Origin of the sequence: Rhodococcus wratislaviensis (assembly GCF_900455735.1) — a bacterium.
GTDB classification, from domain to species: domain Bacteria; phylum Actinomycetota; class Actinomycetes; order Mycobacteriales; family Mycobacteriaceae; genus Rhodococcus_F; species Rhodococcus_F wratislaviensis.
The window spans coordinates 240,499-258,289 of the sequence record NZ_UAUI01000001.1 but is presented as its reverse complement, the minus strand read 5'-3'; the positions used below and the strand labels follow the sequence as shown (position 1 = coordinate 258,289).

Genomic DNA, 17,791 nt, shown 5'->3' with positions numbered 1-17,791 from the left:
AGAAAGGCATGTGGGACCGAGGATGACGAAGACCGGCGTCGTCCTCGGTTCCGCCGCGCGTCGTCACATCTGGTGAATCCGACTGCTGTTCCATCCGACGAGGAGTTCGTCGAGCGTCATGCTCTGGTCCCTGCGTTCTTGCCGTTGGTCGCGTTGCCGGTCGTGGCGGGGGCCGTCACCGTTGTCACCGCGGTCGCCGGGGATGGTGGGTGCGGCGACTGTCGTGACGGGGTGTTCGGCCGCTGTCGCGATGGCGGTGGCGCCTCCGAGAGGGATGACGGCGAGCGCGGCGGCGACGGCGGCCGTGGCGAATCGGTTTCGCAGGGGGATTCGAGGGAGATGGCTCACGGCGGCTGAAGGATTCGTCGCGTATGAAATCTCCGAGTGGGGAAGTGAGGTGTGCATTTCGTAGTGTCCTGTTCGAATGCGTGGGCCCAACGTCCACAGCTACTCGAATGGTGTCTGCGAGAGCCCGGAACGTTACACCCGACGGTCCGGGAATTTCGTGGACGGCGGCACCGACGGACCTTCGGGGGTCGATCCACAGGGAAACCCTTTCGTTGTGGAGAAGTCCTCCATGGAGGGATCCCCCAGGCCGTACTACCGTCGCAGTAACCGCAGACGCGCACCATGGCGTGTCAGCCGGGACTCGCGAGTGCGACAGGAGAAGCAGTGCCATCCATCGAATTTGACGGGGATCGAATCGACTACACCGTGCACGGTGACGGCGGCTCGTCGTCGTGCGTGATCCTGCTGGCGGGTTTCACGGCCCCGGCCACGTCGTGGCGTTATCAGATCCCGTCGCTGATCCAGGCCGGTCACTGCGTCATAGCTGTGGATCTGCCAGGCCACGGGACGGCTCCCGCCATGCCGCACGGAACAACGATGCAGACACGCGCAGAACTTGTCCACGTACTCATCGAGAAACTCGATCTGCAAGGTGCGGCGATAATCGGAGGCTCGATGGGTGGGAACACGATCTGGTCGTACATCGACACGTACGGCACGGTGCGGCTTCGTGCGGCGGTTGTGGTCGATCAGACTCCGCGGATGCTCAATGCACCGGAGTGGGCGTATGGGTTCTACGGCTACGACCAGGACGCCGTCGACACGTTCTTTGCGGACGGGATTCCCTCGACCGGCCACGGCACCCCGATCTGGAAACGCGGCATGCGGTTGGTCCGCTTGCTCACCGCGATGGGCCGCGTCGACCGGGAACTGTCGTCACCGGAACTCGCCCTGTTGAACGATCATGCGAAATGCGACTGGCGTTCGACGATCCGTTCGTGCGATCTTCCCGTGCTCTTCGTTGCCGGTTCCGACAGTGAGTTCTGGCCGTCGGCACACGCCGCAGCGGCTGCAGCACTCGCACCGAACGGAGCGTCGATCGTCGTCCCGCGCGCAGGCCACGCGACGAACATGGAGCGACCACATTCCGTGAACAAGGCTGTCGCCGGATTTCTCGACTCCGCATCCTGAGCCCGGACGCGACGCGAGTGCCGCCGCAATCGCCGTCAGTCGACGGACGGCACGATGACTGTGCTGCCACTCTCGGCGGCCTCCCGAGCCGCTGCCAACACCGCGATGGTGCCGAGCGCGGTACGGGCCGGCACCGGTTGCTCGCCGGTGCCGGCAACTGCGGCCGCGAATTCCGTGTAGTAGTCCTGATACGCACCCCGTTGCGACGGGACCGTTTCCGCGCCATCCGCGGTGTGGAGGACGCCCCACCGTTCGCGTCGCTCGTATCCCCATCCGGTGGGATCGTCGACGGGCCGTGTCCCCGCGAACAGGGCCTGCGCCTGTACGTCCGTACCGTCCGCCACGTAGCTGCCCAAGCTGCCGAATGCGCGCAGCCGCCGCCCTTCGAGATGGTTGACCTTGCTCGACGAGACGCTCGAATAGACCCCACTGCGGTGTGCGATGTTGACGACGAAACCGGCGTCGGTGCGCCCCTCCGGGCGGTCGACATGATCGAGGTGGGCGTCGACCCTCTCTGCCGGACCGAACAACCACAGCATTTGGTCGACGACGTGTGCGCCGATGTCTCGCAGCAACCCGCCGGTCGGGCCGGATTCGAGCGTGTCGGCGCCGTCCAGGTCGAAATGGGATTCGATACGCCAGATGTCGCCGAGTCGCGGCAACACCGACATCAGCGTGCGGATGTCGGCGTCGTATCGACGGTTGTGGTAGACGCTGAGCAGCACGCCGGCGTGGTCTGCGGCTGCTACCAACTCGCGGGCCGTCTCGACATCCGGCGCGAAGGGCTTGTCCGCGATCACGTGCACGCCCCGCCCGATTGCCTCGAGTACGAGCTCGCGCCGCGTCTGCGGCGGGGTGGTGATCGTGACGGCATCGACGCCGGAGTCGATGACCTCGCCGAGGCTCGCGAACACCGGCACTCCAGGGAAGTCCGCTTCAGCCTGGGCGACACGGGAGGCGGAGCGGGTCACGATGCCGCCCAGTGTGATTCCCGTGGCCGCGTCGACGAACGGTGCATGGAAGTACCGGCCGCCCAGCCCGTACCCGACGATTCCGATTTTTACGCTCATGTCCAGATTATATGTTAAGACATCCGAACAATCTATTTCAGCAAATTGTAGTGCGGGCAGTCGTGGTGTCGAGGGTCGAGAACAGCGCAGTGCCGTGCCAAGATGAGGTGGCACGATCAGCTGCAGGGAGGCGACGAAGTTGTCGGAGCGATCAGGACCCCTGGCCGACGATCCGTTCAATGGTCGGCGCCCGACCAGTCACGAACGGATGACGGGACGGTCGTGGGATGCGTCCTACCAGGAGGGGCCTGCGCCGTGGGATGTCGGCAGGCCGCAGCCGGCGATCGTGCGGGTGGCGTCCGAGGGCGGATTCGCCGGAGCGGTGCTCGATGCGGGCTGCGGGACCGGCGAGAACGCCCTTCACGTCGCCTCACTGGGATTGCAGGTGCTGGGCGTCGACGTGGCTGAGACGGCACTGGCGATCGCCCGGGAGAAGGCCGACGACCGTCGGATCGAGGTCGAGTTCGCGCTGGCCGACGCGTTCCGGTTGGAACACACCGGCCGCCGGTTCGAGACCGTGCTGGACTGCGGACTGTTCCACACGTTCGACGCCGACGAGCGACCCCGTTACGTGGCGAGTGTGGCGTCGGTGACCGAACACGGCGGAACCGTATATGTGTTGTGCTTCAGCGACAATGGTCCCGATGCCAGCCCGCACCCCGTCAGCCGGGAGGAGCTGAGAGCGGCGTTCGACCCCAGCGATGGATGGAAGGTCGTCGCCATCGAACCGGACCGGATCGAGACGAGATTCCACGACGGCGGCGCACCGGCCTGGTTCGCCACCATTGAGAGGATCTAGCGTTCGGGCGTGCCGTCATTCGGCGTTACCCGTCGGGAAGTAGACCGATCCGTCGCTACCCACGCAGCCGCCCTGGACGGGGCCGGGACCGAAGTACGCGCCGTTGACCTGACCGGCGCCACCGGAGGAATTCGACCCGACTCCGGCCCCCGCGACGCCGACTGCCCCGCACGTGTAGCTGTTCGAATCGCCCGGTTCGCTTTCGACCTGAACCTGTGTGCCCGGCGTCTTCGGATCCCCGTGCAGGTTCGGTGCCGCGGCCGCGACACCGGGTGTTGAAAAGATGGCGAGTGCGGCGGTCGCCGCGACCGCCGATCGCACTGCGAATGTGTCCATGCGAAGTCACTCTCGATTCGTCTCACGGTAGGGACCCCAATTATCGTCCGCTCCATCCTGAAATCCCACCCCTGTGCGTGCGCGCCGGGAACCGGCCAGGCGGCCGGCTGGACCTGCGTCCTTGACATGAAGTGGACTTTAGGTTTCACCATGGTCGCAGATGTCACTGGAGGCAAGGAGTCTGCGATGAACGACACCAGGACGGCGCTGATCACAGGGGGATCGGCAGGGCTGGGACGGGCGAGCGCACTCGCGCTCGCGGAACGCGGCTGGGAGGTGATCGTCACCGGCAGGCGGGTCGAACCGCTCGATCGGGTCGCCGCTCGGGCACACACCATCACCGCGCTCCCCGGTGACGTGACCGATCCGCGGCAGCGCGAGCGCATCGGCGAGGAGATAGCGGCGCGGGGGCGCCTGGACCTGTTGCTCAACAACGCCAGCGCGCTCGGACCCAGCCCGATGCCCACCCTCGCCCGGTATCCGGAGGACGCGTTGGCGCAGGTCTTCGCGACCGATGTGCTGGCCCCGCTCGCATTGATCGCCGCGCTGATCGAATATGTGCGGAACGCGGGCGGGACCGTGATCAACATTTCCTCGGATGCCGCGGTCGAGGCCTACGCGGGCTGGGGCGGGTACGGGGCTGCGAAGGCGGCGCTCGACCACGCAACCGCGGTGCTGGCGGTCGAGGAGCCCGGCCTCGCGGTCTACGCATTCGATCCCGGCGACATGCGCACCGAGATGCACCAGGCGGCGTTCCCCGGCGAGGACATCTCGGATCGGCCCGACCCGGAGACCGTGGTACCGGCGCTGCTGGATTTGTTCGACACGAGCCCGCCCAGCGGCCGGTACCGTGCGTCGGATTTCGCGGTCGCAGCGAACACGGTGGTGTCGTCGTGACCGGCGCACGCGTCGCATCCGCGGCCGAGTTCCGGTTCGTGCTGCCTCGGCGATTGGAGGCGAGCGGTCCACCGGAGAGCCGGGGGCTGCTGCGCGACGCGGTGCGGCTTCTGGTGTCCGATCGGGGACGAGTGGAGCACACCAGATTTCACGACCTACCGCGCTTTCTCAGGCCGGGCGACGTGGTGGTGGTGAACGCGTCGTCGACGTTGGCCGCGGCGGTCGACGGGACCGTCGACGCCGTAGGACCCGTGGTCGTGCATTTCTCCACCGACCTCGGCGACGGTGACTGGGCGGTCGAGGTGCGAGCGCCGGGGCCGGTCTCCGGTGCCCTCGACACGGTCGCGGCGGAAACGCGGATCATTCTGCCGCGCGGCGTTGTCGCGACGCTCATGGAACCGTGGCCCGTCGGCTCGACGAGGCTGTGGCGGGCCTCGATCGTCGGCGTCAAGGACGTAGCCGCGGAACTGCTCGCCACATCGGGCCGTCCGATCACCTACGCGTATGTCCACGACCGCTGGCCGCTGCCGTCGTACCAGACGATCTTCGGCCGCACCGGTGGAAGCGCCGAGATGGCCAGCGCTGCGAGGCCGTTCACCCATCCGATGGTCACCGATCTGGCGACCTCGGGGGTGGTGATGGCGCCGATCCTGCTGCACACGGGTGTCTCCTCGCCGGAGCGTGGGGAGCCGCCGATCCCGGAGCGGTACGAGGTGCCGGAGCAGACGGCACAGCTGGTCAACGACCGGCGTGCCGCCGGTGGCCGCGTCATCGCGGTCGGCACCACCGTGACCAGGGCCCTCGAGACGCAGGCGACTTCGGACGGTATGGCGGTGGCGGGCGCCGGCTGGACGGACCTGGTGCTGAGTGCGGGGAGGCCGACCCGGGTGGTGGACGGCCTGATCACGGGTTGGCACGCACCGGGGGCGTCGCACCTGATGCTGCTCGAATCGGTGGTGGGGGAGGGCGCCGTCCGCCACGCCTACGACGAGGCGCTTGCACGCGGTTACCTGTGGCACGAGTTCGGAGACAGCGCGCTCTTGCTGCGACGGTGACGGCGCGATCGAGGTTCTCGACAGAGGCTCTGCGGGCGAGTTGACTGAAACTGGTGACCTCGGCAATCAGAAGGGGTCACGGAGGACAGGACGTCGTCATGAACATGGGAAAGAAGATCCGGCACAAGGTCGAAACCGCCGAAGGCGCCACCAAGAAGGCGGTCGGCAGGGCCACCGGGAACGCCCACCTCGAGGCGGAGGGGAGCAAGGAGCAGGCCAAGGGCAACGCCAAGCAGATGGGAGACAAAGTCAAGGACGCGGGCAAGAAGATCAAGAACGTCCTCAAACATTGATCGAAACCGGGTGAGCCGGACTACTCGTTCGACAGCAGCGGTCCCAGCGGTCCGAGGTCGATGTTCAGGTCCTCCGGCAGGAGATCGAAATGCTCACGCAACTCTGCCATTCGCTCCTCGAGCAGCATGAGCGTCGTGCCGATGCGTTCGATCTGCTCATCGCTGAGGTCGCCGTGCTCGACTCGGCGGATCGCCTGCCGTTCCATCAATTGGCGTAGTAGTTCGACGATCGTCAGGACCAGGGTGACCAGGCCCTTCTCGACGGATTCGGGATCGGCGTCGATTCGCTGCGGCAGAACACGGCGACCGAAGTCGGTCGGTGCGTCCGAATCGACGGGCTCGGACTCAGTCATCGGCGGTTTCCTCCCCGACCGGGTCGGGGACGAGCGCGCTGACCGATGCAATGAGTGTGCGCAGCGAGATTCGGACCATGTCGACGTCGGCGAGCGACAGAGTGATCTCACCGGTGATGACGACGCCACCGCCGAGCACCCGGTCGAGGAGGTCGACGAGCGCGATGCGGCGAGTGTCGTCCGCGGGGACCATCTCGCTCATGGGCTCACCCGTCGATCCCGGCGAATGAGTACGGCGGCCACGGTCCGGTCAGATCCAGTGTGACGCCCGGGCGTTCGGTGTCGAGTGCCGTAACCAGCGCAGCGAAGTCGTCGACCCGCTCGTTGTCCACGAGGTAGGTGCCGTTGAAGATCATCCAGGCCCGTTTACCGGTCAGTACCGGATCGGTGACTTGCCGTCGAAGCCCGTCGACGGCATGGCCCAGGAGCGCGGCGTGAATTTCCTCCGCGTGGCCGGCCGCGCTACGTTCCACGTCCTGCTGAGCGCTCAACTCCGCACGACGACGCAGTAAATACGCGGTCCCCTTTCCCGCCGTGCCTGTCGTGGAAGGCTCCTCTTTCGCGTTCTGCGCCAGGGCCTTCGCGTCTCCGTACGCTTTGACACCCCACTCGCTTCGTCCTGTCACCCGGCGCAGCGTCGCAGCGAACTCCTCCTGTCGTTCGTCGAGGAGGAGGCGAACGCGATCGTCGTCCAGGTAGAGGGTCGCCAACCGCAAGGGAACGGTGGGACCGCAGCGCACCACGGCAGCCACCACGGCATCGTGTGCTCTCGCGGTGGCGGCCAGCCAGTCGAGGTCCTCGAGGTTGCGCTGCAGAGGTTCCTGCCCGAATTCGCTCAGGCTCACCGTCCCCACCACCGCGACGAGCCCCGCCGACGCCACCGCGCGGACCGGCTCGCCGGCCACGCCGGTGACTCCGGCGAGTTGTGCGGCGCCGACGCTGTCGGTGGTGATGACGTAGAGCCAGACACCGTCATCCGCGGTCATCGCCGGGCTCCTGACGTTCCGCCTCCACCTCGACCGTTTCGGCTGCCTCGACGGCAGGGCGAACCGACCTGTCCGACTCGAGTTCGGCGATCCGCTCCCGCAGCTTCCGATTCTCGAGTTCGACGTCGCTGTTCCTGCCGGTCAGCCAGGGGTCGTGCTCCCACCAATCGATACCCACCTCCTTCGCGGTCTCCAGCGACGCGATCACCAGTCGCACCTTGATGGTCAGCAGTTCGATGTCGAGCAGATTGACCTGGATGTCCCCGGCGATCACCAGGCCCTTGTCGAGCACCCGCTCGAGGATCTCGCCGAGATTCGTCGACTGATGCCCGCCACCCATTCCGCCGCCCGAGCTCTGCGGAAGGTTGCTCGTACCGCCACCGGCGATGGTCATGACTGCGCGCTCCCGCCGTCGCCGACGCCGCGCACGTAGCGGCGGGTTCTGCGGTAGGACAACAGTTCTCCGTCGAGATCCAGCACCACCTCGTACAACGCGAGCATGTCGGTCGACGACGGGATTCGCCGATCCTCGACTACCTCCACCTCCACCGCCCAGCCGTCGTCGGTCGGCATGACCGATGTCGCACCCAGCGGTTTCCTGCCGGTCAACTGCGCAATGTCACGCGTGGCGATCTCGGCGATCTCGGGTGCCGGCAACGGAGGTGGCTGCTCTTCTGCCATCGCCTGTCACTCCTTCTCCGTACCGGAGGACGGCCGTGCCGTTCCGGTCATTCGGTCGAGAATGGCCTGCTGGGCCTGCTCTTCCTCCTCGGCGGAGATCTCGCCTGCCGCGCGGGCGTCCTCCAGCTCCTCGAGCGCGCGCCGCGCACTCGCGGGGTTGTGGAGTTCCTCCTCGACCTGCCGCTGTATCAACTCGGCCAGCGAGATCACCCCACGAACGGGGGCGAGTGGCAGCGTGGCGATGAACGACAGCAGACCCATCGGTCAGCCCTCCGGCTTCTGCGTCACCACGAAGTCGTAGGCGGCGAGCGGTCCGAGCAGGCGCATGTCGACTCGGCCGTCCCACTGCTCGGCGAGTTCTCCCACCGCCTTCTCGAGCTCTTCCTGGCGGGCAACCTCGACGAGGACGGCCACTTGCGCGGCCTCCTCCTCGTGAGTCGGCTCCCGGACGTTGACCGAAACGGACAGCGAGTCGAGCGCCCCGACCACCGTGCGGGTGTCTTCGTCCCGCTTGGCCTCGATGGCGTTACTCACGATCTCGCCGAGCGCCATCCGGGCGTCGCGGGTGGTCTCCTCGGGCTGATCGCGGATCGCGCCGAGCAGCTTGCTCGCTTGTTCGTTCTCTTCGATGATTTCACGAAGGATCGCATTCTCGACGTAGCGCCCCTTCACGACGTACTGTGCGCGTCCCTCGAGTTCCTCCAACGCCGCGGCGAACTCGTCGGCGTGTGCTGCGAGCAATTCCTCCTCGACGGCCTCTTCATCGGTCATGACCGCCCCGAAACGAAGAGGGAGTACCGGCGCCACACGCGACGTGCCGTCCAGCACGTGCGCATGGGTTCGGAGGTCCTCGGGCTTGCCGAGCGGCCTGTCCACCGAGATCTCGCTCACGAGCGCTGCGATGTCGCCGTGCTTGACGATGCTGACCGGTCCGTCACACACGCCGACCGCGTCCTCTTCGGCTTGCACGTCCGCGGGCACGATGCCGTACACGTAGACACCTCTGGTGCGCGGCTCCTCGGCCGAGTCGCTGCTCTGTTTCGACGTAGACATCACTTGTCACCTCGTGTGGACTTGCGCGAAACACGTTCGCGCTCAGGTTCTTCCTGCCCGCCGCCGAGGATGTCGCCGAGTTTCTCACCGGCGGACTCGAGTGCGCCTTTGGTCTTCGATTTGGCGCCTCCCTCGGTGACGTCCCCAACCAGATCTGTAAGGCCCTTCGGCTCGCCACTGCCGATCTCGAGCCGATTCACGGCCTCCGCGAACCGCAGGTAGGTATCGACACTGGCGACCACGACGCGTGCGTCTATGGTCAGCAATTCGATGCCGACCAGCGAGACACGCACGTAGGCGTCGATGACCAGGCCCTTGTCGAGGATGGTGTCGATGACGTCGGCGAGGCTACTCGAGCTGGGACCGCCGCTGACTCCGCCACCGCCGCCTCCCCCCGCCGGTTGAATCGACGTCATTGCCGTGCTCCCTGTCGCGAGCGGGCGGTCTTCGCGGCCGGAGTCTTACGCGGGCGACCTCGCCGTTTCGGGGCCTGGTCCTCAGCGGCAGCCGCGGTCTTGCGCGGGCGACCTCGGCGTTTCGGCGGCGGTGGTGCTTCTGCTTCCTCTTCCTCCTCGTCGGCGTCCTCGTCCGTTTCCTCGTTTTCGTCCTCGTTGGTCTCCTCAGCTTCTTCGTCCTCGGGCTCCTCGCCCTCGGCCTCGTCGCTTTCCTCGAGCTCTTCCGACTCCTCCGGCTGCGCTTCGTCCTCTTCGGGCTCGACTACCTCGCCGTCCCGGATCTCTCCGCGCCAGCCCTCGACGTCGTCGGGATGGAGAACGGACTGCGTCATGACGTGGCGTGCAAAGTGTTTCAATTCCAGCCGTGCTCGGCGTCCCTGCGCACGCCACAGGTTTCCCGTCTTCTCGAACAACCCCTTCGGGTGATACTCGAGAATCAGAACGATGCGAGTGAGATCCGGGGTCACCTCATGGAACGTCACCGCACCGTCGATGAAACCTTTGGCGCCCTTCGAGCGCCACACGATCCGCTCGTCGGGAACCTGCTCGAGGATCGACGCTTCCCAGGTTCGGTGCGACAGGAAGATCTGCGCCTTCCACTCGAGCTTTTCGTCCGATTCCTGCTCGACCCGTTCGACCTTCTTCATGAACGACGGAAAGTCGGCGAATTGGGTCCATTGGTTATAGGCCAGCTGAACCGGGACCCCGACATCGATCGTTTCGACGATGTTGGTCAATTTCAGCTTCTTGCCCTTGCCGCTACCGCCACCACCACCGCCGGTGACCGCGTCCTTGAGGTCGGACGCCTTGTCCTTGACCGTCTGCTTGGCACCCTCCCACCAGCCGCCACCGGTGTCGGACTTGTCCGGTGACTCATCGTCATCCGATTTCTCGGAACCGGTGAGGGCGGCAAGCAGCCCTCCTTCGCCGCCGTTCTCGGCGTAGTCGGTGAGCCGCCCGGAGGTGTTCGTCACCTTGTCCGAGACCGAGGACAGTGCCTTCTCTGCGACCGTGCCAACCAGTCTCTGCATTGCCTCCTGCAGCACGCTGGACGATCCGTTGCCGTCACCCGGTACGGCCTCTTGTAGTTTCTTCGCGGCGCTCGTCATCGCCATCACCTCCGTTCCCGTCGGACGGGCGCAGAGTCCGTCGTGGCCTTGGCCCGCGTCCTGCGTTTGCGGGCAGGAGCCTCTTCGTTATCGTCGTCTTCGTCGGATTCCGCGGTCCGCGACCTGCCTGCCGGCCGGGAGCTACCGTTGCTGGAAGTCCGTCGACGCGCGGCGGGGCGCTTGCGAGGGGCGGGTTCCTCGTCGGCGGCCTCTTCGTCCTCTTCGGGTTCTTCGGGCTCCTCGTACTCCTCGTCCTCTTCGGCGTACTGCTCGTCCGGCTCTTCGTCGACGTCGGATTCGTCGTACTCCTCGTCCTGGGACGTGCCGCGCCGCTTACGTCCGAGTTTTCCGACTCTGCTGAGCTTGCCGACCGAGCCGCCCACACCGCTGACAGTGTCGTCCACGGTGTCGCCCACGTTGTCGATGACTTCTCCGCCGCCTGACAGAAGCCGGTTGTTGAGCGAATTGATACGTTGGCTTGCGGCGGTGACCGCAGCGGCCTTCGCTGCACTGACCAGCTCTTCTCGCACCGAGTCGCTGATCTTGGCGAACTCGGGGGAGCTCGCGAGCATTTTCGTGCCGCGTTCCAGTAGGTCGCGGGGCCCGCCGGGAAAGCGTCCGGTCGCACCCGCAGCCGCGAGCATCAGTGCCATCTTCATTCTGTGTGTTCGGCCCAGCATGTATCCCGCGCCGACGGCCATTGCCACCTGACCTTTGGTCTTCATCGTCGAACCCCTTTACCGAGTAGTCACCGGCGCACCGCTCGCCCACTCCGGCAATGTGTCGCAGAACCGTCCGCGGAAATGTCTCGCACAACCGTGCGCGGTAAGAGGCGCCGCTTGTCGACTACCCCAGCCGCGGGCCACTCAACCAACAGCAGAAAACTCGATTCAGGTAACTTCGCGCGGCGACTGCGGCCCTTCGCTGCCTGCCGAGAGATGGGGGAGCGGACGATCCCGCGTTTCTGCCGCAGTGACCGTGACGCACCCGTGAGTCAGCGCATCCATGTGTAGTATCGCGAGTTGCGAGTTGAGTACCGAATTTCGAAAGTGATTGAGCGGCAGTGTGTTTTACCGGATACGTGCTGGGCGTCACGCGGAGGCGGCGCGCACCGCCGCGACGAGAGCTGCGACGACGAGCACCAGCAGCAGGACCACGACCAGTACCGGTGCAAGGACCAGCCCGAGCACCAGCAGGAGAACGAGGGCGACCTTAGCCTTGCCACTCAACCCGGACACCAGCGCTTTGATCGCGGCCCACACGGGATTCTTACCCGTCAGGGCGGCCCGAACGGCTGCGATTCCGGCTCCCATTCCCGCATCGTTGTGTGCAATCGCGTCGACGAGCGTGTCCATCCAATCCTGGAATTTCTGCCGAATATTCTGCGCCATCGTCGCACCGCGGTCGCGCACCGCGTCCACGAGACGGTGGGCATGGTTTTTCAGCCACTCACTGACGACCTCCACCGAATGCGACAGCAGGCCGTTTTCGGAACTCTGCGCAACCGGGTCGCGCCGGCGGGTGTGCGCCGGCGTTGCGCGGGACCCAGTGTCTCGAGAACGCTTCCGGGTCGTCGGCGTCGCAGTGTCGGCGGTGGCGTTTGTTCGCGTCGATCGGGGCGCTGGTTTCGTCCTCCGAGGAAGGCTGTGAGGTGAGGCGGCGGACGTCGGTTTCGCGGCCGGTCGCCTGGGTGGCAGCGGTCGCCTTCGTGGCAGCCGTCCGGGGAGTGCTTCGGAGGGCCGCGTCGAGCTTTTCCCACTCGTGGAGGACCGAGCCGTCGTCCTGGACTCGGCGGTTGCCGTCAGGTTGTCTCCTCCACTGTCAGGCCTGGCCGGTGTTTCCCGGCCGCTCGACCTCGCTCGTGCGCCCATACACCGCAATTACCCTCGGCGCAGTTCTTGAAACGGGAACGGTCTCGGTGTGCGACACATGCTGTCGGTGATTATTCCCCGACGCCGCGTTCGTCGAGCGGGTTGTTACGGGTGACGATGAGCGGGTCGGCGGAGGTGAACGGGAAGTTCGGCAAATCGTCGATGTGGGTGTCGAACGTGGCGGCGAGCACTTCGCGGGAGTACGCGCTGACCGCTGCGCGGTATCCGATGTCGCCGGGGGTGGGCTGGTCGAAGAAGATCAGGAAATGGATGTCCTCGGATCCCACGACCTCGATGTGGTGCGGGTACGCGCGGGGAATGAAATACACGTCACCCTCCTCGAGATACCAGGTGTCGAGGGAGCCGTCCGGGTCCATGACCGTCATCCGCGCTGATCCGCGGCGCACGTATCCCATCTCGGCAGTGATCGGGTGCCAGTGCGGTTCCCGCATCCCGTCCTCGCGGATCCGCAGCGAGTACATCGACAGATCTTTCAGCGCCGGCCAGAACTGGACGCGCGCCAGGTGGGCGGATCCGACGGCGAGGCTGATGGTCGGATTCTGGTCTTCGACGGCGAACTTGTGACCATCGGAGAAGCGGGCCGCCGGTGACACCACGGGATCGCCGATTCGTGCCGCCAGGGAGCGGTCGGTGGTGTCACGCCGGATCTTGGTGAAATCCGAAGCGTCCAGATCGTAGGTGTTGCCGAGGACTGCATCGGTCATCGCGCCGAACGCTGCGCCCAGACCGAAGTCTTCGGGCCGCTCGCTACGGAAGGCGATGATGAACTCCGCGACATCGTCGCCGACGTTCTCGATGTGGTGCAGCGAGCCCGAATCGATGTGGAACATTTCCCCGGCGCCGATCGTGAAGGTGGAGAACGTGCTGCCGGTATCCAGAACGGAGACCAGCGATGTTCCGGACACGCAGTAGGTGAGTTCGTTGGCGTTCGCGTGCCAATGGGGCGTGCGCATCGCTCCGGGATTGATCAGCACGCGCTTGATCGACATTCCTTTCAGTATCGGGAACGTGTCCGCTGTAATCCGGGTGATCGAGCCGAGATCGGATTGCTCGACGATCTCGCCGTCGGTCAGCGAGGTGCTATGGCTGCTGCGTCGCGTGCTCATGGAATTGCCTTCCGTGTCGGTGGTGGGAAGCAGTTCGCGCGTACAGGGAGAAGTATGTCGTTCCACGCAGGATTGTTCCGGTGAAGTCAAAGGAACGGGCGGGGCATCGGGGTTACGATGCACAGGGAGATCTGCCCAGCTGGTACCGCTCATCGGTGCGGTATCGAACCCTGCCGCGGAGGCGTTTATGCCGACGATGACGGATTCCCCCGCGCAGAACGCGCCGAGCCGGACGGCCGTAGGGCGTCGCCGCGCACCGCGTACCACCCTTTTCACTGCGCTCGCGGTGGGCGTTGCCCTGGTGATCGCGGGCTGTTCCACCACGTCCGAGCAGACGACGTCGCAGACGTCGCACGGTGCACAGCCCGCCGCGACGACCGCGACCGGTACCGCACCAGCGGGGGCGGCGCTGAAACCCATCGATCCGGTTTCCTTCCAGGCCGCCGTGGATGCTGCGGCCGAGGAACTGCTCGTCCCCGGCGCGGTGGTGCAACTCCGCGCTCCGCAGGGGAACTTCGACGCTGTGGTCGGCACAACCGAACTGGGCGCGCAGACGCCGCCCGATGGGCACACTCATTTCCGGATCGCCTCGAACACCAAGACCATGACCGCGGCGCTCATCGTGCTCCTCGCCCAGGACGGCAAACTCGAGTTCGGCGACCCGGTGTCCGCCTACGTTTCGGATGTGCCCAACGGCGAGAACATCACCGTCGCAGAGTTGTTGACGATGCGCAGTGGGCTGTACAACTATACGAATTCGCCCGAATTCGCGGCCACTCTGGATGCCGACCCGGCAAAGGCTTGGACGCCTCGAGAGGTTCTGGATATCGCGTTCCGGCAGCCGCCGGAATTCCCGCCGGGCACGTCCTACGAGTACAGCAATACGAACTACGCAGTGCTGGGTCTCATCGCAGAGAAGGTCGGCGGGCGCCCTTTGGCCGAGCAATTCCGGGATCGATTGTTCGGGCCCCTCGGGTTGCAGCAAACCTCGCTTCCCGCCGCCGACGACGCCGCGACCATCCCGGATCGCTACTCGCACGGCTACATGTACGGCGGATCGTCCTACGCGATGGTCGACGAGGAGTATCCCGCCGACATGCAGGCCGCCGCACGGGCGGGGACACTCCAGCCCCTCGACTACACCCACCAGAATTCCTCCTACGCCACCGCGGCCGGGGGCGCCATTTCCACCGCGGACGACCTGACCACGTGGATCCGGGCACTGGTGTCGGGCGACGTCCTGAATGCCGAGTACCAGCAGCAATGGCTCCACAGCCTGCAACCCGAGGATCCGAGTGCACCTGATGGGCAGCAGTACGGGTACGGCATCAGCTATCAGCGTTTCGGGCCGAACGCCTCGATGTACTACCACGGCGGTGAGCTGCCTGGTTTCAACTCGTTCATCGGTTACGACCCGGACAACGACGTCACGTTGGTGATCTGGACGAACCTGACCCTGTCGCCCGAGGGCAAGACCACGGCGAACGCTTTGCTGCCCACAGTTCTCGACGAGATCTACGCCGGGTTGTCACTGGCGCCCACACCGGCTCCGACCACCACCAGGTGAGGTGGTGGAGCGTGCTGCGCGGCGTCCTCGACGTAGGTGAGGACGTCCGGGCCGCCTGTTCACATCGCCGGGCTCGGGAAGGACGCGGCCGCCTTCGACTGCGTAGTGGGCGGGGCTGCTCTGGAAGACGACCAACACCCGGTCGGCCGGGATTCCGGTGATCCGCGTGGCGGCAGCAGCGATTTCGGTTGCGAGTCGGGTAGTTTCGTGTTCCGGATGCCCGTCGCGGACCCAACCGGTGATCAGCAGCGGTCGTGCGGGGACACCGTCCGTGCCAGGAGCGGACGCTCCGCACGATTGATCCGGCCCGCGAAGCTACGCAGCCGTTGCGTGTCGGGAGCCGTTCGCTCGCTGACCGATCTGATCACCGCAGGCCCGAGGGCGGGCGTGTGCCAAGCGTCCAGCGGTATCGACAGGAACACCGGGCCCATGGGCGGCTGCATCGCTACCGCATAGGCGCTAATGAACGCGGCGGGCACATCCTCGGCCCGTGCGGGCTGATAGGCCCACTTGACCCAGGGCTGCTGCATGAACGTTTCGTCGCGGTTGGCCAGATACGGATCGGCAACAGCATCTCGCGGGTCTGCTGTCCGGCGGTCACGATGAGCGGGGTACTGGCGCGGTACGCGGAGACGAGGCTGCCCATCGCATTTCCGGTATCCGCAGCGGTATGGAAATTTTCCAGTGCGGGCTCGCCCGTCGACTGCGCGAAGCCGTCCGCCATCGCCAGTACCGACGCTTCCTGCAACCCGAGCACATACGTGAAATCGTCCGGGAAGTCCTGCAGAAACGTCTGCTCGGTCGAACCTGGGTTTCCGAACACCGTTGTCAGACCTAGCGATCGGAGCGGATCGTAGGTGACGGAGTGCACGGTCTTGTCGTCAGCCATCGGGCTCACCAGCCTTCGTAGTGGGAATGATTTCGGCCTACGAGCGCGGCAGTCGGGCAGAATCGTCCCTTGTGACCGACATGTCCGCACGAACACCCGACGCGGCGGCGGAAGCCGAGGATGCCGACCTGGTCAGCGCCCGCGGCGGAGACGACGCCGCGTTCACCCGCCTGATCGGACCGTTGCGCCGTGAACTGCACGCCCACTGCTACCGCATGCTCGGCTCCAGTCACGACGCCGACGACGCGCTGCAGGATGCTCTGTTGCGGGCGTGGCGCGGCTTTGCGCGGTTCGAAGGTCGCAGCACGCTGCGTTCGTGGCTCTACACCGTCGCGACGCGCACGTGCCTGGACGCCGTCGAATCACGCGGTCGGCGGGCTCTGCCCGTCGACCTGGGCCCGTCCAGTGACCGGGCCGTCATCGGTGACGTTCCGGTCACGGAAGTGGCTTGGCTGGGTCCCTACGCCGACGCCGGTCTGACCGCCGGTTCGGCGGGGCCGGCCGCGCGGTACGAGCAACGCGAGGCTGTCGAACTGGCATTCGTTGCGGCACTGCAACATCTGCCGGGCAATCAGCGTGCGGCTCTGCTCCTCTTCGAGGTCTTGGGTTTTTCCGCCGCCGAGATCGCCGACACCATGGACACGTCGACGGCGTCGGTGAACAGCGCGCTGCAGCGGGCGCGGGCGATCGTCGCCGAGAAGATTCCGCCGGTCACGCAGGCGCAAACTGTGCGACAGATCGACGACACGCGTCTGCGTGCCATCGTCGCCGGGTACTCCACGGCATTGGAACGCGGTGATGCCGACGCCCTGGTTGCCCTGCTCACGGAGGACGTCACCTGGTCGATGCCGCCGATGGCGCACTGGTACCGCGGTCTGACCGCGGTGACCGATTTCGCGGTCCGGGTTCCGCTCACGGGGTGCGGTTCGTGGCGTCACCTCCCGGTGAGTGCGAACGGCCAGCCGGCCGTCGCCTTCTATCTGTGGGACGAAAAGGCCGGCACCCACCTCCGATGGTCGATCACCGTGCTGACCCTGCGTGGCACCAAGATCGCGGACCTGACCTCGTTCCTCGGGCCGGAACATTTCGAGCCCTTCGGGTTGCCGGAATCGTTGCCCTGACCTGCGGTCGGAGACCACCCTGCGCCACCGAGGCATCACAATGGCGCATGAGTTTCCCGTGAATCATTGCGATGGTGCCATTGTGATGCCATGATGGCACCATGGATCTCACACCCTATGTCGCTTCCCTCCGCCACGAACTGGCGGTAGCCGCCGAGGCCGGGGGAGAGGACGCCCGGGCCCTGGCCGAGCGACTCACCGCACCTCTGGAAGCCGGAGTCCGGCTCGCACTGCTGGACGCGTTGTCGGCGGCCGCCAGCGAAATAACCCGCGACCTCGCACCGGGCTCGGTGGATCTTCGTCTCCGCGGACGTGAGCCCAGCTTCGTCGTCACTCCCGCGCCCGTCGAGCACTCATTCGACGAGCCGGCCGCGTCGCCGGAGGTGTCACCGCCGCGAACACCGGAAGTCGACGACGGCGCCATGACTCGGATCAATCTCCGTCTCTCGCAGGATCTCAAGGATCGCGTCGAGGAGGCGGCGCGGGAGGCCGGACTGTCGGTGAACGCCTGGCTCGTCCGGTCCGCGGCCGCCGCGCTGGAGTCCGACGGCGACAGTCGCCGCTCCGAACGGCGCGCACCACGCGGCAGCGACCGTTTCACGGGCTGGGTGCGCTAGCCCGTCCGACCCGCACCGACTCTCGCCACCACC

General features: G+C 66.1%; 23 protein-coding genes and 1 pseudogene. 8 read left to right on the top strand and 16 right to left on the bottom strand.

All coding sequences use genetic code 11. The features are described from left to right. Positions 1–63: 63 nt before the first annotated feature. Entirely contained in the window at positions 64–348 is a 285-nt protein-coding gene (locus DTA22_RS01135) for a hypothetical protein (protein ID WP_245973256.1), read from the bottom strand. Between the two features lie 324 nt (positions 349–672). Between DTA22_RS01135 and DTA22_RS01130 the strand changes: the two genes are divergently transcribed. Beyond that, positions 673–1,479, top strand: a complete 807-nt coding sequence (locus tag DTA22_RS01130) for an alpha/beta fold hydrolase (protein ID WP_112298255.1) — start codon at positions 673–675, stop codon at positions 1,477–1,479. Between the two features lie 35 nt (positions 1,480–1,514). On the opposite strand, the gene DTA22_RS01125 is transcribed toward DTA22_RS01130, so the two are convergent. Beyond that, complete coding sequence (locus DTA22_RS01125; protein ID WP_112298254.1) at positions 1,515–2,549, bottom strand: Gfo/Idh/MocA family oxidoreductase; 1,035 nt, start codon at positions 2,547–2,549, stop codon at positions 1,515–1,517. Between the two features lie 208 nt (positions 2,550–2,757). Here DTA22_RS01125 and DTA22_RS01120 point away from each other — a divergent pair, with 208 nt between their 5' ends. After that, positions 2,758–3,348, top strand: a complete 591-nt coding sequence (locus DTA22_RS01120; protein WP_112298253.1) for a class I SAM-dependent methyltransferase — start codon at positions 2,758–2,760, stop codon at positions 3,346–3,348. Positions 3,349–3,363: 15 nt separating this feature from the next. On the opposite strand, the gene DTA22_RS01115 is transcribed toward DTA22_RS01120, so the two are convergent. Beyond that, positions 3,364–3,684 carry a hypothetical protein gene (locus DTA22_RS01115; protein WP_112298252.1) on the bottom strand — a complete coding sequence of 107 codons (321 nt, stop codon included), beginning with the start codon at positions 3,682–3,684 and terminating at the stop codon, positions 3,364–3,366. A 186-nt stretch (positions 3,685–3,870) separates the two neighbouring features. Between DTA22_RS01115 and DTA22_RS01110 the strand changes: the two genes are divergently transcribed. From DTA22_RS01110 to DTA22_RS01100, 3 genes are all read left to right on the top strand, one after another. Further along, positions 3,871–4,581 (top strand): SDR family NAD(P)-dependent oxidoreductase, encoded by a 711-nt coding sequence (locus DTA22_RS01110; protein ID WP_112298251.1) that lies wholly within the window; start codon positions 3,871–3,873, stop codon positions 4,579–4,581. Further along, on the top strand, positions 4,578–5,636 hold the full coding sequence (locus DTA22_RS01105) for an S-adenosylmethionine:tRNA ribosyltransferase-isomerase (protein ID WP_112298250.1): 1,059 nt from the start codon (positions 4,578–4,580) through the stop codon (positions 5,634–5,636). The genes DTA22_RS01110 and DTA22_RS01105 overlap by 4 nt, the downstream gene beginning before the upstream one ends. Before the next feature lie 98 nt (positions 5,637–5,734). Continuing rightward, positions 5,735–5,929 (top strand): CsbD family protein, encoded by a 195-nt coding sequence (locus tag DTA22_RS01100; protein WP_112298249.1) that lies wholly within the window; start codon positions 5,735–5,737, stop codon positions 5,927–5,929. Between the two features lie 20 nt (positions 5,930–5,949). Here the strand turns inward: DTA22_RS01100 and DTA22_RS01095 are convergent, their stop codons facing one another. The 12 genes from DTA22_RS01095 to DTA22_RS01040 all read right to left on the bottom strand — a co-directional run bounded on the left by DTA22_RS01095 (position 5,950) and on the right by DTA22_RS01040 (position 13,564). Next, entirely contained in the window at positions 5,950–6,282 is a 333-nt protein-coding gene (locus tag DTA22_RS01095) for a gas vesicle protein K (RefSeq protein ID WP_037233807.1), read from the bottom strand. Beyond that, positions 6,275–6,484, bottom strand: a complete 210-nt coding sequence (locus tag DTA22_RS01090; protein WP_112298248.1) for a gas vesicle protein — start codon at positions 6,482–6,484, stop codon at positions 6,275–6,277. The genes DTA22_RS01095 and DTA22_RS01090 overlap by 8 nt, the downstream gene beginning before the upstream one ends. A 4-nt stretch (positions 6,485–6,488) precedes the next feature. Continuing rightward, a complete protein-coding gene (locus tag DTA22_RS01085) occupies positions 6,489–7,268 on the bottom strand; it encodes a GvpL/GvpF family gas vesicle protein (RefSeq protein WP_037233802.1) in 780 nt (259 codons plus the stop codon). Then, positions 7,255–7,662: a gas vesicle protein gene (locus DTA22_RS01080; protein WP_112298247.1), complete on the bottom strand. Its 408-nt coding sequence runs from the start codon at positions 7,660–7,662 to the stop codon at positions 7,255–7,257. Before DTA22_RS01080 ends, DTA22_RS01085 begins: the two co-directional genes overlap by 14 nt. Then, complete coding sequence (locus DTA22_RS01075; protein ID WP_037233798.1) at positions 7,659–7,949, bottom strand: gas vesicle protein GvpO; 291 nt, start codon at positions 7,947–7,949, stop codon at positions 7,659–7,661. The genes DTA22_RS01080 and DTA22_RS01075 overlap by 4 nt, the downstream gene beginning before the upstream one ends. Positions 7,950–7,955: 6 nt before the next feature. Next, entirely contained in the window at positions 7,956–8,210 is a 255-nt protein-coding gene (locus tag DTA22_RS01070; RefSeq protein ID WP_112298246.1) for a gas vesicle protein GvpG, read from the bottom strand. A 3-nt stretch (positions 8,211–8,213) separates the two neighbouring features. Beyond that, on the bottom strand, positions 8,214–9,002 hold the full coding sequence (locus tag DTA22_RS01065) for a GvpL/GvpF family gas vesicle protein (RefSeq protein WP_112298245.1): 789 nt from the start codon (positions 9,000–9,002) through the stop codon (positions 8,214–8,216). Continuing rightward, the gene (gene gvpJ / locus DTA22_RS01060) at positions 9,002–9,418 is read right to left on the bottom strand and encodes a gas vesicle protein GvpJ (RefSeq protein WP_112298244.1); all 417 of its coding nucleotides are present in this window, start codon (positions 9,416–9,418) and stop codon (positions 9,002–9,004) included. The genes DTA22_RS01065 and gvpJ overlap by 1 nt, the downstream gene beginning before the upstream one ends. Then, positions 9,415–10,566: an SRPBCC family protein gene (locus DTA22_RS01055; protein WP_112298833.1), complete on the bottom strand. Its 1,152-nt coding sequence runs from the start codon at positions 10,564–10,566 to the stop codon at positions 9,415–9,417. The genes gvpJ and DTA22_RS01055 overlap by 4 nt, the downstream gene beginning before the upstream one ends. Positions 10,567–10,571: 5 nt before the next feature. Beyond that, a complete protein-coding gene (locus DTA22_RS01050) occupies positions 10,572–11,291 on the bottom strand; it encodes a hypothetical protein (RefSeq protein ID WP_112298243.1) in 720 nt (239 codons plus the stop codon). A 366-nt stretch (positions 11,292–11,657) separates the two neighbouring features. Then, complete coding sequence (locus DTA22_RS01045) at positions 11,658–11,957, bottom strand: hypothetical protein (protein WP_245973257.1); 300 nt, start codon at positions 11,955–11,957, stop codon at positions 11,658–11,660. 551 nt (positions 11,958–12,508) lie between these two features. Next, a complete protein-coding gene (locus DTA22_RS01040; protein WP_112298242.1) occupies positions 12,509–13,564 on the bottom strand; it encodes a cupin domain-containing protein in 1,056 nt (351 codons plus the stop codon). 196 nt (positions 13,565–13,760) lie between these two features. On the opposite strand from DTA22_RS01040, the gene DTA22_RS01035 reads away from it, so the two are divergent. Beyond that, positions 13,761–15,131, top strand: coding sequence for a serine hydrolase domain-containing protein (locus DTA22_RS01035; RefSeq protein ID WP_245973258.1), 1,371 nt, complete (start codon positions 13,761–13,763; stop codon positions 15,129–15,131). A 275-nt stretch (positions 15,132–15,406) separates the two neighbouring features. On the opposite strand, the pseudogene DTA22_RS01025 reads toward DTA22_RS01035, so the two are convergent. Further along, a pseudogene (locus tag DTA22_RS01025) lies at positions 15,407–16,020 on the bottom strand (thiamine pyrophosphate-binding protein); the annotation flags it as partial. A gap of 80 nt (positions 16,021–16,100) precedes the next feature. Between DTA22_RS01025 and DTA22_RS01020 the strand changes: the two are divergent. Further along, entirely contained in the window at positions 16,101–17,141 is a 1,041-nt protein-coding gene (locus DTA22_RS01020; RefSeq protein ID WP_245973506.1) for a sigma-70 family RNA polymerase sigma factor, read from the top strand. 101 nt (positions 17,142–17,242) lie between these two features. Then, on the top strand, positions 17,243–17,758 hold the full coding sequence (locus tag DTA22_RS01015) for a toxin-antitoxin system HicB family antitoxin (RefSeq protein WP_112298241.1): 516 nt from the start codon (positions 17,243–17,245) through the stop codon (positions 17,756–17,758). The last annotated feature ends 33 nt before the right edge of the window (positions 17,759–17,791 follow it).

Excerpts from the sequence above, each read along its gene's own strand:
- DTA22_RS01100 (WP_112298249.1), top strand. The coding sequence starts at position 5,735 with ATGAACATGGGAAAGAAGATCCGGCACAAGGTCGAAACCGCCGAAGGC.
- DTA22_RS01020 (WP_245973506.1), top strand. The coding sequence starts at position 16,101 with ATGTCCGCACGAACACCCGACGCGGCGGCGGAAGCCGAGGATGCCGAC.
- DTA22_RS01035 (WP_245973258.1), top strand. The coding sequence starts at position 13,761 with ATGACGGATTCCCCCGCGCAGAACGCGCCGAGCCGGACGGCCGTAGGG.
- DTA22_RS01080 (WP_112298247.1), bottom strand. The coding sequence starts at position 7,662 with ATGACCATCGCCGGTGGCGGTACGAGCAACCTTCCGCAGAGCTCGGGC.
- DTA22_RS01110 (WP_112298251.1), top strand. The coding sequence starts at position 3,871 with ATGAACGACACCAGGACGGCGCTGATCACAGGGGGATCGGCAGGGCTG.
- DTA22_RS01075 (WP_037233798.1), bottom strand. The coding sequence starts at position 7,949 with ATGGCAGAAGAGCAGCCACCTCCGTTGCCGGCACCCGAGATCGCCGAG.
- DTA22_RS01045 (WP_245973257.1), bottom strand. The coding sequence starts at position 11,957 with ATGGCGCAGAATATTCGGCAGAAATTCCAGGATTGGATGGACACGCTC.
- DTA22_RS01095 (WP_037233807.1), bottom strand. The coding sequence starts at position 6,282 with ATGACTGAGTCCGAGCCCGTCGATTCGGACGCACCGACCGACTTCGGT.
- DTA22_RS01055 (WP_112298833.1), bottom strand. The coding sequence starts at position 10,566 with ATGACGAGCGCCGCGAAGAAACTACAAGAGGCCGTACCGGGTGACGGC.
- DTA22_RS01050 (WP_112298243.1), bottom strand. The coding sequence starts at position 11,291 with ATGAAGACCAAAGGTCAGGTGGCAATGGCCGTCGGCGCGGGATACATG.
- DTA22_RS01015 (WP_112298241.1), top strand. The coding sequence starts at position 17,243 with ATGGATCTCACACCCTATGTCGCTTCCCTCCGCCACGAACTGGCGGTA.
- DTA22_RS01065 (WP_112298245.1), bottom strand. The coding sequence starts at position 9,002 with ATGTCTACGTCGAAACAGAGCAGCGACTCGGCCGAGGAGCCGCGCACC.
- DTA22_RS01125 (WP_112298254.1), bottom strand. The coding sequence starts at position 2,549 with ATGAGCGTAAAAATCGGAATCGTCGGGTACGGGCTGGGCGGCCGGTAC.
- DTA22_RS01085 (WP_037233802.1), bottom strand. The coding sequence starts at position 7,268 with ATGACCGCGGATGACGGTGTCTGGCTCTACGTCATCACCACCGACAGC.
- DTA22_RS01040 (WP_112298242.1), bottom strand. The coding sequence starts at position 13,564 with ATGAGCACGCGACGCAGCAGCCATAGCACCTCGCTGACCGACGGCGAG.
- DTA22_RS01090 (WP_112298248.1), bottom strand. The coding sequence starts at position 6,484 with ATGAGCGAGATGGTCCCCGCGGACGACACTCGCCGCATCGCGCTCGTC.
- gvpJ (WP_112298244.1), bottom strand. The coding sequence starts at position 9,418 with ATGACGTCGATTCAACCGGCGGGGGGAGGCGGCGGTGGCGGAGTCAGC.
- DTA22_RS01120 (WP_112298253.1), top strand. The coding sequence starts at position 2,758 with ATGACGGGACGGTCGTGGGATGCGTCCTACCAGGAGGGGCCTGCGCCG.
- DTA22_RS01070 (WP_112298246.1), bottom strand. The coding sequence starts at position 8,210 with ATGGGTCTGCTGTCGTTCATCGCCACGCTGCCACTCGCCCCCGTTCGT.
- DTA22_RS01115 (WP_112298252.1), bottom strand. The coding sequence starts at position 3,684 with ATGGACACATTCGCAGTGCGATCGGCGGTCGCGGCGACCGCCGCACTC.